The following is a 13,532-nucleotide window of genomic DNA, read 5'->3' as shown; positions in this document are numbered from 1 at the left end:
TCGGCAGTGACGAAGGCACTGCCCAGAAGCGTGCCCAGATGCCCGTGCGCCAGGTTGTGCAGATTGGTGCTCAGGTGACTGACCACGCGGTCCTGCACCCGAGGACCCAGCACCAAAAGTGTGGTCGCGACGAGGAGCAGCGTCATCGCGTAGGCCACCGTGACTCGCACCGCGACCAGGCTGGAGCACATTCGCGACACCATCTCGTTCGACCATACCGACCGAGCCATTACGTCCGGTGTCGCGACAGGCAATTCCCTACGCGTTCAGTTCCGACGCGCAGGGTTCCGGCAGCAGATTTCGGCGGAGAATAGGGGGTACGCCACCTGTGCGCCGTGCCCCGGGAGGTACGGGGTCTCGTCTCAGCGTAGAGAAGGAGGTCGGTGGTGCTGGATTGGTCGCTGCTGTCGGGGCCGGTGCCCGTCGTGCTGCGGCTGGTCGCGCTCGCTACCGGAGTGTGGCTGGTGTGGTCGACATTGCCGTGGCGTCGTCGAGGGTGGCTGGCGATTGCGGAATTGATCGCCTGCTTGCCGGTGGCTGCCCTCGCGACGGTGGTGCTCGATCATCTTGCACGCAAAGTGTGGATGCTGTTCCCCGACCGTCTGGACCTGGCGGTCTATCTATGGGTTGGCGTCGCTTTGTTCGCAGTCTGCCTAGCGGTGCGACGTATAGCGTCGCGGCCGCGGCTGCGGCGCGGGGTTGTGCTGGTGACCGCGGCGGTAGCGATCGTTGCCGCGTGCGCCAACCAGTTCAACGCCGCCTACGGTGTGTACCTGACGCCGCGCGACGCGTTGGGCCTGGCCCACTACGACGACATCGCACTACGCGATGCCAAGGGCGACGGCCGGCTGCTACCCGACGTTGACCCGGTGTCGTCGCGGTGGTCGCCGCCCCCGGGATTACCGGGGCGCGGCAAGGTGACCTCGGCGCCGATTCCCGCGCCGGCATCCGGCTTCACCGCACGCATCGGCAAGATCTATCTGCCGCCTGCCTATTTCGCCGATCCCCGGCCGCGGCTGCCCGTACTGGTGTTGCTGGCGGGTCAGCCGGGGACGCCACAAGACTGGTTGAGCGCCGGGAAATTGGCGCGCATCATGGACCGATTCGCCGCCGATCACCACGGTCTGACCCCGGTGGTGGTGGTAGCCGACGACACCGGAAGCCGGTTCGGCAATCCCCTGTGCCTGGACTCGCGGCGTGGCAAGGCCGACACCTACCTCGCCAGGGATGTGCCTGCCTGGATAAGAACGCATCTCACCGTGGACCCGGACTCGGAAAGCTGGGCGGTCGGCGGCGTCTCGTACGGCGGCACGTGCGCGCTGCAACTGGCCACCAACCATCCCGATGTGTACCCGACGTTTCTCGACATCTCCGGTTCCGCCGAGCCCACGCTCGGCGACCGGGGCCGTACGGTCGCCGCGGCTTTCGGGACGGATCGCGCCGCATTTGTCCGGGTGAACCCACTCGATCTTCTTCGCGCTCGCCGGTACCCAGGCAGCGCCGCGGCGATCGTGGTCGGTACCGCCGATGTCGATACCAAACCCGATGCTCGCCTGATGTACCGGGCGACGACCGCGGCCGGAATGGACAGCCACTACACCGAAGTGCCGGGTTCGCACGATTGGCGCGCCTTTTCCGACGGCCTAGCCCGCGAGCTGCCGTGGCTGGCGCAGCGAATGGGCCTCACCGACGCAGCGGCGTAGTCCGTGGATCATCCTCTCGCGCAGGAGTTTTGAACGGTCCCAGGTGTGCGCCGCGTGTTGCAACGCGGCACCGGCCGCTGCCAGCGCATCCAGGCTGCCTTCGAGAAGGTCGACGTTGGGCGCCACCTGCCCCGCGAGGCTGGGCTGTTCCTGATAGGCGGCGAACACCAAATGTGTCACGTCGTGCAGGGAATCACGCAGACGGACGCCGGTGCCGGGATCCATCACGTCGGCCAGCACGTGCTCAGCGCCGGTGCCCCCGGCCAGCGGTGGGTGCCGTCGGCTAAGTCCGCTCTACGCGCACAACGTCCGCTACTGCGCGCCTCTAAGCGCCCGGTCGACGCACGTCGTGCGCGATCGCGAATCCGTCACCGCTTTCAAGTTCCTCCGCGGACTGACTGACGATAATGCGGCTACGGTTGGGCGACAACAGGATCGAAAGTAAGTGATGGGCGGTCCCGGCCGAAAACGCGACACGGTTGACGCGGAGCAGCGCGGCGCCGATAGAGGTAGCCAGCAGTTGTGCGTAACGGGGGCCGGCGATTTCGGCGGTGAATTCGTGTTGCATGCGGTCGACGGTGACACCGGCGGCCGACAACAGGCTGTAGAGCGGGGTGCGCCGCAGTTCGTCCTGATCGATGTCGTCCGCTAGGTCCGCCGGCAGCCACGCCTCCGTGACCATCAGCGGTTCGCCGGTATGGCGCTCGCGCCGCACCCGGCTGATGTGCAGCGCGTCGCCGTCGAATTCCACCTTGCCCGCCATCGCCTGCGGTGCCGGGCGCATGCCGAACTCCAGGACCTCCACCTCGGTCTCGAACTGCGTTTGGCGTAGCTCGTCCATGACCGACCCGCCGCGCTCCCGTGGTGCCGGCACAGCTCCACGCACGAATGACCCCACGCCGTGCCGGCGCTCGATATAGCCCTGGTCGGCCAGATCGCCCAGGGCACGCCGCACGGTGATGCGGGATACACCGAACTGCTCGCAGAGCGTCTGCTCGGTGGGCAGCGGCTCCCCGACCGGGATGGCTCCGCGGGCGATCTCGTCGCGCAGCACGAGGAAGAGTTGCCGGTGCAGCGGCACCCCGGTACCCGGCATTACAGGTGCGGCGTTCTGAGTCATGGCAGACCCAGCCTATGGCCGCGGGTCGGCACCACACCGCTGAGCACGCCATTTCCTCCGATTTGAAAGCCCTTGCGGACGGATGAAAGATGTATTGTTATTATAACAACATGAGTACAGTCATCGCTGGTCGGCCCGCACCGCCGACCGACCCCGAGGGGCCCACTGGCGCCCTGGCCACGTGGGTCCACGACGTTGCGTGGGATGAGATTCCACCCGCGATCGTCGAGCGAGCCAAACACCTCATCCTCGACGGCGTGGGCTGCGCGCTGATCGGTGCGCAGCTGCCGTGGTCGCGGGTGGCCACTGAGGCCGTCCTCGACGTCGACGGAACCGGGGAAACGATGGTGATCGGGACGGGACGCACCGCCAGCGCTCCCGCAGCGGCCGTCCTGAATAGCACCTATATCCAGGGATTCGAGCTAGACGACTTCCATCCCCTGGCGCCAGTGCACAGTTGCTCTTTAGTCATTCCAGCGCTGGTGTCGACGGCCACGCCGGCCACCTCCGGTGCCGAGTTTCTGCTGGCCGCGATCGTCGGCTTCGAGGTCGGCCCGCGCGTCGGGTACACGCTGCATGGTGCCCAAATGCTCGACCGCGGCTGGCATTCGGGCGCGGTGTTCGGCACGCACTCCGCGGCGATGGCGTCGGGCAAGCTACGCGGCCTGCAGTCAGCGCAACTCGAGGACGCACTGGGCCTCGCGGCCACCCAGTCGGCCGGCCTGATGGCCGCGCAGTACGAAGCGATGAGCAAACGCATGCATCACGGCTTCGCTTCGCGCAACGGCTTGTACGCCGCGGCGCTGGCCGCGCATGGCTATACCGGGATCAAACGCGTCTTCGAGCGCGACTACGGAGGTTTCCTCAGTGTGTTCGGCGAAGGCCACCATCCGGTGGCGTCGGCTCTGACCGACGGGCTGGGCCACCGGTGGGAAACCTCGATGATCATGGTGAAGTCCTACGCGGCGATGGGCGGCCTGCACGGGAGCATCGAGGCCGCGCGGGAACTTCGCAAATCGCTTGACCCGACACGCATCCGGGACATCCGCATCGGTGTCGGCGAGACCGTGTACAAGCACGGCTGGTGGAAACCCGACCGACCGCTCACGGCGATCGGGGCGCAGATGAACATCGGCTACGTCACCGCCGCAGCACTTGTCGACGGCAACGTGCTACCGGAACAATTCACGCCGGCCCGCCTTGATGGCGATGACATTTGGGAACTGCTCGACAAGACCGAGGTCGATCTCGACGAGTCGCTCGCGGACGCGCCCGTCGCGCAGCGATTCCGCACCGACCTGACCGTCACGACCGATGACGGGACGGTGCACCGCACGAGAATCGAGCAGCCGCACGGCGCCCCATCGGATCCGGTCACCAACGACGAGATTGTCGCGAAGTTTCACGCACTTGCCGACCGGGTGACCGGCTCCGGTCGTGCGCGTGCGATCGAGCGCGTGGTGCTGGCACTCGATGACCTCAGCGACGTAGCCGAATTCGTCGATCTGCTCGCAGCACCTGTGTCCAGCGCACTCGATACAGCGAGCCGATCATGACGACTACGGCCGCCCGTCAAGCGCTGCGCGATTTCCTTGACCGGCGTGAACTCGTGGTCGCGGCCGGCGTGTTCGACGGGATTTCGGCGCACCTCGCCCGGCGCACCGGTCAAGCCGCCGCGTACCTGACCGGCGCGGGGGTGGCGGCCTCCGGATTCGGGCTGCCCGACATCGGGCTCGTCACCCAAACCGAGATGGCCGATCGCGTTCGGATGATCGCCGGTGTTCTGGGTGACATCCCGCTGATCGCCGACGCCGACACGGGTTACGGCGCACCCCTCAATGTGGTGCGCACCGTGAAGCTGTACGACGCCGCGGGTGTCGCTGCCATTCAGCTTGAGGACCAGGCATTCCCGAAACGCTGCGGGCACCTGGCCGGCAAAGAGGTCATCGACGCCGGCGCATTTGAGCAGACGATCTCCGCCGCGGTGGACTCGCGCTCCGATGCCAACCTGTTGGTGATTGCCCGCACCGACGCCCGCGGCCCGCTCGGGCTGGACGAGGCGATTGCCCGGGCGAATCGGTACGCGCAGGCAGGCGCCGACATCATTTTCGTCGAAGCCCCGCAAGGCGTCGACGAGGTCGAACGGATCGCGCGCGAAGTGGACGCTCCGCTGCTGATCAACCTGGTTCTGGGAGGACTCACCCCGCTGGAGTCCGCAACCCGCTTGCAGGAGTTGGGCTACGCCGTCGCGATCCATCCCGGTAATGCGTTGGCGCAGGCCACTTTCGGCATGCTGAGCGCGATGTGCGAACTCAATGGCCGCGATCCCGCCGACCTCCTGCCACGTGGACCCGCCGATTTCTTCAATCTGGTCGGACTGGCCGAGTGGGCCGAAATCGATCAGCGATACGCCGACAAGGAGGCACCGTCATGGGCCTGACGATCATCGAAAAGATCCTGGCCCGAAAGGCGGGTCGTAGTACGGTGGCGGTCGGTGACACCGTCGTCGTCGATGTCGACATGACCGTGCTGATCGACCTGCAGTTCGCGACGATGTGGCTGGAGCCCAACCGCATCCACGACCCCGACAAGCTGGCGATCGTGATGGATCACGCGGTGCCCGCGCCGACACTCAAAGACGCTGCCGGCGGACCCCGGGCACGCAAATTCGCCGCCGACTTCGGCATCAGGAATTTCTACGACGTCGGCCGCCACGGCATCTGCCACCAGGTGATCGCCGAGAACGGGTTGGCACGACCTGGGGAAGTACTGGCGTGCACGGATTCTCACACCTGCGCAGCGGGCGCGTACAACACCGCCGCGCGTGGGCTGGGGCCAGCGGAGGTGTACTCCATTATGTGCACCGGTACCACATGGTTTCAGGTGGCGCCCACGATCCGCTACGAACTCGGCGGGGTCAAACCCGCGGAGGTCAGCGGAAAGGACATCTTCCTGCACATCGCCAACGAATACGGTGACGCCGCCAACGTGAACCTGGAATACGGCGGCGCCGGACTCGGCGGAATTCCGATGCACGACCGGCGCACCATCGCCACCCAGGGTGCCGAAGTGTCAGCCGACTTCAGCACCTTCGAACCCGACGACGTACTCCGCGCATATCTCGATACGTGCGGCGTCACCGCATACCGTGCCGCCGAACCCGATCCCGATGCGACCTACGCCGACGTCCGCCATGTCGAGCTAAGCACGCTGGAACCATATGTGGCACGTCCGGGTACGGTGAGCCGCAACGGGCTGCCGGTCTCGCGGTTGGGGCAACAGAAGGTCGACCAGGCGTTCATCGGTTCGTGCGCCAATGGTCAGCTCGAAGACCTCGAGATCGCGGCGAACGTGTTGCGCGGCAAGACCGTTGCCACCGGCGTACGGCTGCTTGTCACGCCCGCCTCTCAGGCCGTGTACCGAGAGGCGATGCGGCGCGGCTACCTGCAGGACATCGCCGATGCCGGGGCGGTGGTCACCAACTCCACCTGCGGTGCGTGTTTTGGCTATCACATGGGAGTGGTGGGTCCCGGCGAGGTGTGCATCACGTCGAGCACCCGAAACTTCACCGGCCGGATGGGCAGCACCGACGCCGAGATCTTCATGGCGTCACCGGCCACCGTGGCGGCCTCAGCGATCACCGGCTACATCACCGACCCAAGGAGTGTCACGGCATGAACCTGCGCGTCACCGGCCGTCTGTGGGTCTTCGGGGACAACCTGAACACGGACGCGATGTACCCGGCGTTTGCGATGAAGATGGATCCGCCCGAGGCCGCCAAGCACGTCTTCTACGAAGTCCGGCCGGGGTGGACCGAGCAGGTGGCGGCTGGCGACATTGTGGTGGCGGGGACCAACTTCGGGGTCGGATCGTCGCGACCGGTCGCCGCGCTGTTCGTGGAGCTCGGTGTCGCCGGGCTGGTGGCCGAAGAGTTCAACTCGTTGTTCTTTCGTAACGCGGTCAACGCGGGGCTCGCAGCGATGACCGTTCCCGACGCCACCACGCTGTTTCGCGACGGTGATACCGGCATGTTCGACCTTGCCGATGGCAGCTGGCGCAACGAAACGACTGGCGCCGCAGGCACGGTGCCGCCATTGCCCAATCTCATCCTCGACATCATCGCCAGCGGGGGCGTGTTACCGAGGCTAGCCGCCCAGGGTTATCTGCCCGCCGAGCTCGGGGATGTGCTGCGCTCCAGCGCAGTACAGATGAGAGGCGCGGGCAGCGGTGCCTAACCTTCTCGGCAAGCTATTGCGTGGTGTGCGCGCAGATCAGCGACGCAGCCGGCTGTCGGGCATCGGCTTTGCCGCGGGCGGAAAGATGCGAGTCAGCAGCCCCGCGTTCACCGACGGCGGCACCATCCCGACGAAACACGCCGGAAAAGGCGTCGGCGACAACATCTCCCCCGCGCTGGACTGGACCGGCGCGCCGGCCAACACCGAGCAGCTGGTCGTGGCCATCGAAGACGTCGACGTGCCGCTGCCGCGCCCGCTGCTGCACACGATCGCGCTGATCGAGCCGAACATCCACCGGCTCGCCGAGGGTGCACTGCGGGCCGGCACCGCCGGACTGCGCTTCGCTCGCACCCCGCTGGGATCGGCATACGCCGGTCCGCGTCCGATGCCGGGCCACGGACCACATCATTACAAGTTTCACGTATTGGCACTCGACGAGCCCGTGCCCGACACCGCCACAACGGCCCGCGGCGTGCTGGCGACAACCGACGGACACGTCATCGCCACCGGCATGCTGACCGGTACCTACCAGCGTTGACGGTCGGCCAACCAACGATGCCTCACGCGGGGCCTCCGCTAGTCAGCGGTTATCATCTACGCCGGTTCGGGGCGGTCCGAACCAGGTGTGCAGCGCGGTTTTCAGGCATGTGGTGTTTGGCGACGTGAAAGATGTCGCTGCCCAGGCGAGTACGCCGTCGGGACGGATGAGGGCGGCGGACAGGTCGGGCCGTCCCAGCACCAGCGCGGAGACGATGTGTACCCGGTCGTGCCAGGGCTCGGTGGCTTCGCGGATCGCGCCGGCCTGCGGTGTATGCAGGAGAACCGGCCGCCCGTCGGACATGATCGCGTACAGGGTGGTGTCGTCAACGACGAAATCCGGCACGTGGCCGCCGAGGAGTTCGTGATCGGGTCCGGCGTCGTAACGCAGGGGGTAGCGCACGCCCACACCGGATAACATCCGACCGAGGTATTCCTTGACGTCGGGGATGTCCATCAGGTCGCTCATGATCTCGCGGAGTGCCACGACCTGGGGGGTCGGCGTCAGGAGGGCGGCCTGGGCTCGGGTGTTGTTCAGGACGGCTGCGCCCACCGGGTGCCGCTCGCGCGTGTAGGTGTCGAGCAGCTCGTCGGAGCCCGACCCGCGTAACACCGCGGCCAGTTTCCAGCCGAGGTTTACCGCGTCCATGATTCCGAGGTTGAGGCCCTGGCCGCCCAACGGCGAGTGCACGTGGGCGGCGTCACCTGCCAGCAGCACCCGGCCCTTGCGGTAAGTCGCGGCCTGCCGGGAGTTGTCGCGAAATCGCCGGCCCTCTTCGATCTCGGTGATAGCCACGTCGACTCCGGTAACGCGCCGGATGGCGTCGCGCATTTCCTGCACGGTCATCGGCGACCGGTCACGGTCCCCGTCATCGGCGCCGGGCGTATTGACGTCGCGCTCGTTCAGCCGGACACGTACCCAACCGTCGTGTGGGCCCGTGTGTTGCAGGCTGCCGTGCTCGTTGTTGGTGGGCGCCGGGAAGGACTCCCCGTCAGCCAATTTGAGGCGGACGACGCGGCCGAGCACTATTGAGTCGATTCCCGGAAAATCGAATCCGGCCAGCTTGCGCACCGAGGAGCGTCCGCCGTCGCAACCGACAAGATAGGAGGCCGTGAACTCACGCTGTCCTGAGCGCGTGTCGAGTTCGACTTGCACATGCTTGTCGTCGTGGCTCAAGGCGGTGACCGTGTGGTCGCGGAGCAACTCGACCCCGAGGCCCGTGGCGTGGTCGGTCAGAAGCCGCTCCAACTCGGGCTGCCAGATCAGGGCGGGCACCCGGTTCTGTTCACCGTCTATCGTGGCGTCGACCTTGTGGATCCATGCAAAGTGGGCGTGGTTACTGCCCATGTCGCGGCGGTAGTCGCCCCGTCCGCTCTGGTGGCGGGTCTGGAGTTGGGTGCCCAATCCCCTGCGCCGCAACGCCTCAGCGGCCAGGACCCCGACCCCGCGGGCCTTTTGCAGGGTGTCGGGCTCGGCCAGTTGTTCGACTACGACGGAGTGGATTCCGGCGATCTCCAGCTCGGCTGCCAGCGCCAGCCCGACGGGCCCCGCTCCGACGACGAGGACTTGACTGTCAATCTTCCCTTCGTTCATTTCGTCTTTAGCTGACCTGTGCGAGTTTGGGAATGACTTCATCGCCGAGGCGGCTGACGAAGCCGACGGGGTCGGTGATGTGTGGCAGCGGTATGACATTGACGAGATCGAACCCGAGTACGGCGTATTCGGCGGCCGTCGACACAAAGCCGTCGACGTCGGCGAGCGGATCGATGAGGATGCCCAGCGTCTTGCGAATGTCTGCAGGATCACGGCCGACATCGTCACAGTGGCGGTTCAGCACGTCGAGCTTGTGCCGCGTTTCGTCCGGCGGTCCGGCGGCGAGGCTGATGTTCCACACATCGGCGTACTGGGCGACCAGGCGCAGCGTCTTCTTATCCCCGGCACCGCCGATCAGGATCGGAGGCCGTGGCCGTTGAATCGGTTGTGGGGCACAGAGTGTTTCGGCGAGTCGGTAGTGCTTGCCCTCGAAGGGCCCGTTGTTGTCGCTCCACATTTGCTCGCAGATCTGCAGCGTTTCCTCCAGCATCTCGAACCGCTCGCCGAGCGGCGGGTACGCGATACCCAGCCCGGCGTGTTCACGGTCGTACCATGCGGCGCCGATGCCGAGCATGGCACGGCCCTGCGACAGCACATCGAGGGTGGTGACCGTCTTGACCAACACTCCGGGATAGCGGTATGTGACGCCGGTGACCAACATGGTCAGCGCGATGCTCTCGGTCTGCCCGGCGAGAAATCCCATCGACGTGTAACCCTCGAGAAACGGATCCTCTGCAGGTGCCACCCCTTCCATCTGAAAGAAGTGATCGGCCAGGGTGAACATGGTGGCGCCAGCCTGCTCGGCCGCCTGGGCGGTGGCGGCCAGGGTCGGGCCAATAGCCTGTGGGCCGTCCGGGCGCTTGAAGTTGATGTAGTGAATGCCTAATTCCATTGCGGTGGTGTTCCTTTCATTATCCCGTGGTGTTCGCCGATGAACCATCCAAGGCGACGCCTGGTTCGACGTCGACGATGATCATGTGCGGTCCGTTGCCCGCCGTGAACGCTTGCTTCAGGGCAATGGCCAGTTCGTCGGGCCGCCCGGTTCGCACCGCGGGAATGCCGTAGCCCTTGGCCAGCGCCTCGTAGTCGAGGTAGTCGAGGTCCAGACCAGGCACATCGGTGGTGGTGAGGTAATCGCCGAAGCCTTTGAGGATTCCGTACTCGCGGTTGACCAGGACCAGGAACGTGATTGGAAGTCGGCGGTTGGCCGCGGTGTACAACCCCTGGATGCCGTACTGGGCGCTGCCGTCGCCGCTCACTGCGAGCACCGGCCGCTCGGGTTGGGCGAGCTGGGCACCCACCGCGGCCGGGATGGCGAACCCGAGGCCACCTGCGGCGCAGAAGAAGAACGATCCCGACCGGCGCACCTTGAGGCGGTCCCACATCGCGGCTGCCCCGTTCATCGATTCGGTCACAACGATGCCGTTGTGACCGAACAGCGGCCCCAGGATGTCGTAGACCTGGGATGCGGTGAGTGTGTCGACTGCGGGCGGGATTTTCAGCGGTGTGAGCGGTGCGGGTGCGCGCCGGTTGGTCTGCGGCAGGAGTTTCAGCAGACCCCGCAGAGCGAGGGCCGGGTCTGCGACGAGCGCGTCGCCGAGCGGCGCGCGGGCGGCCACGTCCGGATCGTCGACGATCGCAACGAGTTCGGCGCCGGGCGGCAGGTAGTTGCCCGGCGCGTACGGGTAGTACTGAAACACCGGTGCCCCGACGACAAGCACGAGGTCGTGCCCCGCGAGTGACTCGGACAGCCACGCAATGCCCGCGGGAAGGCTGCCCCGGAAGTATGCGTGGTCGGTGGGAAACCCGACGCGGGACGTGTTCGGCGCGAGCCACACCGGCAGATTCTGGCGTTGCGCCAGCGCGACGCCTGCCTCAAACCCGCCCGGTGCCGCGTCCAGCCCCGCGCCCACCACCAACACCGGATTGCGGGCGGCAGCGAGACGCCGCGCGAGCGCGTGCAGCTCGACGAGGGCGGGGACAGAGCGGCCACTGAGCCGGCGAGCCGCCAGCAGTTCTGTGGCGCCGGCTTCCGCTGGCTGCTCAAAGTCGTCCATCGGCAGCGACACGAACACCGGGCCCGCAGGCGGCAGTGCCGCGTAACGGAATGCCCGAGCGAGGGCAGCGGGCACGTCCTGAGCGCGGGGGGGCTCGAACGCCCACTTGACCGCCGGCCTGGGCAGTGTTGTCGGATTGGGGTTGGCCAGCAGAGGTTGCATCGTCAACGTCGCCCGCACCTGTTGGCCGGCGGTGATGACCAACGGGCTGTGCCCGCTCGCGGCGTTGATGATCGCCCCCATCGCATTGCCGAGGCCCACCGCGGTGTGCAGGTTCACCAGGGTGGGCTCCCCGGTCAGCTGTGCATAGACGTCGGCCATGCCGACCACCGCGCCCTCGTGCAAGCCGAGAACGTAGTCGACGTCGACGGGGAAGTCGGCCAGGAATGGCATCTCGGTTGACCCCGGGTTGCCGAATACCTTGCGCAGGCCCAGCGCCCGCAGCAATCCCCAGGTGGCCTGGTGAACGGTGGCCATGGCGAATCACTTCCTGCGATCTAGGTTTTCGGGTGGAGTGTGCGTGCTCGGGCGGCGTTGACCGCCAGGGCCGGCACCGTGTGAGCGGATTGGGCTCGCCAGCAGATCACGCCGTCTGGTCGGACGAGCAAGCCCGCCGTTGCCGGCGTGGGAAAGATCCTGTCCCATGTCAGCTGGTCGGCTATGTCTTGTTGGCGGAGCGTACGCAGCCGCACCCCGGCGACCGGATGAGTTCGCAGGTCGGAGGCGTAGGAGCTGGCGTCGGGGGCGAGGAAGGTAAACCCGCGCGGATCCAGCAGATCGAGCGTGCTCGAAATGGCCCCTTTGAGTGGGATGTGTGGAGCGCGGGTGCCGGGCTGTCCGCTCGGTTGCGCCGGATCTTCTATGGGCAGTTCGGGATCGAAACCTACGGCTGTGGCCATCGGGTAGCGGAATCCCAGCGTGATCGGATTGGGGTCGAACTGGTCGAACTGCCGGAAGAATTGGCCGATCCCGTCCCCGGCGCGCAGCATGACGTGTTTGAGGGTGAACTCGGTGATCGGTTGTCGTTCGGACTCGTAGGAGTCCAGTAGTGCGTCTCTAGCGTCTCTCGCACAGACGGCGGCCATTTTCCAGGCGAGGTTGTGCGCATCGGCGATTCCGGTGTTGCCGCCGAATCCACCGTAGGGCGGCATGAGATGCGCTGCGTCGCCGACCAGGAAGATGCGGCCCTTGCGGTAGCGGTCGGCGATGAAGGCTCCGGTACTCCAGGTCATCGCGCTGCGAACAGTTACGTCGAGGTCGGCTACGCCGACCACAGACCGGATCATCGGAACCGCCGCGGTAGCAGCAGAATTCGGATCAATGGAGTCCAGGTCGGTTCTGGGGGTCAGGGCGAACCAGTTGTGGTCGCGAGCGTCGCTGCGGACGAACAACAGGGCGCCCTCAGCCGGGGCGACCATTGCGCTGATCCGACGTCCGCGCAGTGCCGGCTCGAGGTCGGCGTCGAACAAGACGCTAAGACCTCGTCCCGGAATCGGTTGGCCGTGGCGGCCTATTCCCAGGCTGGTGCGGATCGTGCCCCTGGCACCGTCGGCGGCAACCAAGTACCGGGCGGTGATCCGATTCGGTGGCACGGCCGGCGTGCGCGTGCCGACAATGGATGGAGACCACACCACGTCTGCGGTGACGGCGGATTCGTGCTGCTCGATGTTGACGGCTGTGCAGCCATAGAACAGCTGGGCACCCAACTCGGCGCTGCGCTGCAACAGAATTGGTTCCATTCGGTCCTGGTCACATGCGTAATGCGTGGTGGGGCTCAGTCGGTTCTGGCGGGCCAATGCGAGTGGTAGATGTATCCGCTCGTAGTCACCGGAGAGGCTATCGCCGATCGCCACACCGAAATGGTTTTCGCCCGCGGCACGTATCGCTTCTTCGATGCCGGCGGAGCGATACAACTCCATCGTTCGGGCGCTGACACCGCGCAACTTGGGATGGCTAGATGTCGCGGCATGCCGCTCCACCAGCCAAACACGTAATCCCTGCTGCGCCAGAAACATTGACGCAGCCAACCCGACGAGGCCGCCGCCGACGACCAGAACGTCACAATCGCATGTGTCGACCGCCAATTCCGACATTGCCTGATCAGCCGCCGTTCGGAGGGGTGGCGTCGGTCATGGTGCCGACGAGCAGGCAGGGCGCGTTGGATCGATTGCTCCAGGCGTGGTTGGTGCCGCGGATGATGACGGTGTCGCCGGGCCGCATGAGCGTCTCATCGGTGTCGGTGACCAGGTAGATTTCGCCGCGGACGCAGGTGAGGCAGTCGAGGGT

At 66.3% G+C, this 13,532-nt stretch carries 13 protein-coding genes and 1 pseudogene; 6 read left to right on the top strand and 8 right to left on the bottom strand.

Annotated features, from left to right (window positions below):
• Positions 1 to 203 (bottom strand): annotated as a pseudogene (locus QOC76_RS30815) (rhomboid-like protein); the annotation flags it as partial.
• A gap of 186 nt (positions 204 to 389) precedes the next feature.
• Here QOC76_RS30815 and QOC76_RS30810 point away from each other — a divergent pair.
• On the top strand, positions 390 to 1,703 hold the full coding sequence (locus QOC76_RS30810) for an alpha/beta hydrolase (RefSeq protein WP_526363754.1): 1,314 nt from the start codon (positions 390 to 392) through the stop codon (positions 1,701 to 1,703).
• Here QOC76_RS30810 and QOC76_RS30805 read toward each other — a convergent pair.
• Together QOC76_RS30805 and QOC76_RS30800 are read right to left on the bottom strand one after the other, a co-directional pair.
• Positions 1,644 to 1,943 (bottom strand): hypothetical protein, encoded by a 300-nt coding sequence (locus tag QOC76_RS30805; RefSeq protein ID WP_526363752.1) that lies wholly within the window; start codon positions 1,941 to 1,943, stop codon positions 1,644 to 1,646. The two genes, QOC76_RS30810 and QOC76_RS30805, sit on opposite strands and share 60 nt — an antisense overlap.
• An 85-nt stretch (positions 1,944 to 2,028) precedes the next feature.
• Positions 2,029 to 2,823: a GntR family transcriptional regulator gene (locus QOC76_RS30800; RefSeq protein ID WP_526363749.1), complete on the bottom strand. Its 795-nt coding sequence runs from the start codon at positions 2,821 to 2,823 to the stop codon at positions 2,029 to 2,031.
• A 110-nt stretch (positions 2,824 to 2,933) separates the two neighbouring features.
• Here QOC76_RS30800 and QOC76_RS30795 point away from each other — a divergent pair, with 110 nt between their 5' ends.
• Genes QOC76_RS30795 through QOC76_RS30775 form a run of 5 tightly spaced genes read left to right on the top strand, consistent with a single transcriptional unit; the run spans position 2,934 to position 7,596 of the window.
• Positions 2,934 to 4,379, top strand: coding sequence for an MmgE/PrpD family protein (locus QOC76_RS30795; RefSeq protein ID WP_526363747.1), 1,446 nt, complete (start codon positions 2,934 to 2,936; stop codon positions 4,377 to 4,379).
• On the top strand, positions 4,376 to 5,263 hold the full coding sequence (locus QOC76_RS30790) for an isocitrate lyase/PEP mutase family protein (RefSeq protein ID WP_526363745.1): 888 nt from the start codon (positions 4,376 to 4,378) through the stop codon (positions 5,261 to 5,263). Before QOC76_RS30795 ends, QOC76_RS30790 begins: the two co-directional genes overlap by 4 nt.
• Positions 5,254 to 6,501 carry a 3-isopropylmalate dehydratase large subunit gene (locus tag QOC76_RS30785; RefSeq protein WP_526363743.1) on the top strand — a complete coding sequence of 416 codons (1,248 nt, stop codon included), beginning with the start codon at positions 5,254 to 5,256 and terminating at the stop codon, positions 6,499 to 6,501. The genes QOC76_RS30790 and QOC76_RS30785 overlap by 10 nt, the downstream gene beginning before the upstream one ends.
• Positions 6,498 to 7,058, top strand: coding sequence for a LeuD/DmdB family oxidoreductase small subunit (locus tag QOC76_RS30780; RefSeq protein WP_526363741.1), 561 nt, complete (start codon positions 6,498 to 6,500; stop codon positions 7,056 to 7,058). Before QOC76_RS30785 ends, QOC76_RS30780 begins: the two co-directional genes overlap by 4 nt.
• Positions 7,051 to 7,596 (top strand): YbhB/YbcL family Raf kinase inhibitor-like protein, encoded by a 546-nt coding sequence (locus QOC76_RS30775; RefSeq protein ID WP_526363739.1) that lies wholly within the window; start codon positions 7,051 to 7,053, stop codon positions 7,594 to 7,596. Before QOC76_RS30780 ends, QOC76_RS30775 begins: the two co-directional genes overlap by 8 nt.
• Before the next feature lie 42 nt (positions 7,597 to 7,638).
• On the opposite strand, the gene QOC76_RS30770 is transcribed toward QOC76_RS30775, so the two are convergent.
• The 5 genes from QOC76_RS30770 to QOC76_RS30750 form a co-directional block, all read right to left on the bottom strand.
• Positions 7,639 to 9,189: an FAD-dependent oxidoreductase gene (locus tag QOC76_RS30770; RefSeq protein WP_526363737.1), complete on the bottom strand. Its 1,551-nt coding sequence runs from the start codon at positions 9,187 to 9,189 to the stop codon at positions 7,639 to 7,641.
• A gap of 7 nt (positions 9,190 to 9,196) precedes the next feature.
• Positions 9,197 to 10,081, bottom strand: coding sequence for an LLM class F420-dependent oxidoreductase (locus QOC76_RS30765; RefSeq protein ID WP_526363735.1), 885 nt, complete (start codon positions 10,079 to 10,081; stop codon positions 9,197 to 9,199).
• 19 nt (positions 10,082 to 10,100) lie between these two features.
• Positions 10,101 to 11,723 (bottom strand): benzoylformate decarboxylase, encoded by a 1,623-nt coding sequence (gene mdlC / locus QOC76_RS30760; RefSeq protein WP_526363733.1) that lies wholly within the window; start codon positions 11,721 to 11,723, stop codon positions 10,101 to 10,103.
• A 20-nt stretch (positions 11,724 to 11,743) separates the two neighbouring features.
• Entirely contained in the window at positions 11,744 to 13,339 is a 1,596-nt protein-coding gene (locus QOC76_RS30755) for an FAD-dependent oxidoreductase (RefSeq protein ID WP_526363731.1), read from the bottom strand.
• 7 nt (positions 13,340 to 13,346) lie between these two features.
• On the bottom strand, positions 13,347 to 13,532 hold a 186-nt coding region (locus tag QOC76_RS30750), incomplete at its 5' end, for a cupin domain-containing protein (protein WP_526363729.1).

This window comes from Mycobacterium sp., from assembly GCF_032159565.1.
Classification (GTDB): Bacteria; Actinomycetota; Actinomycetes; order Mycobacteriales; family Mycobacteriaceae; genus Mycobacterium.
This window is presented reverse-complemented; position numbering and strand designations above follow the sequence as displayed.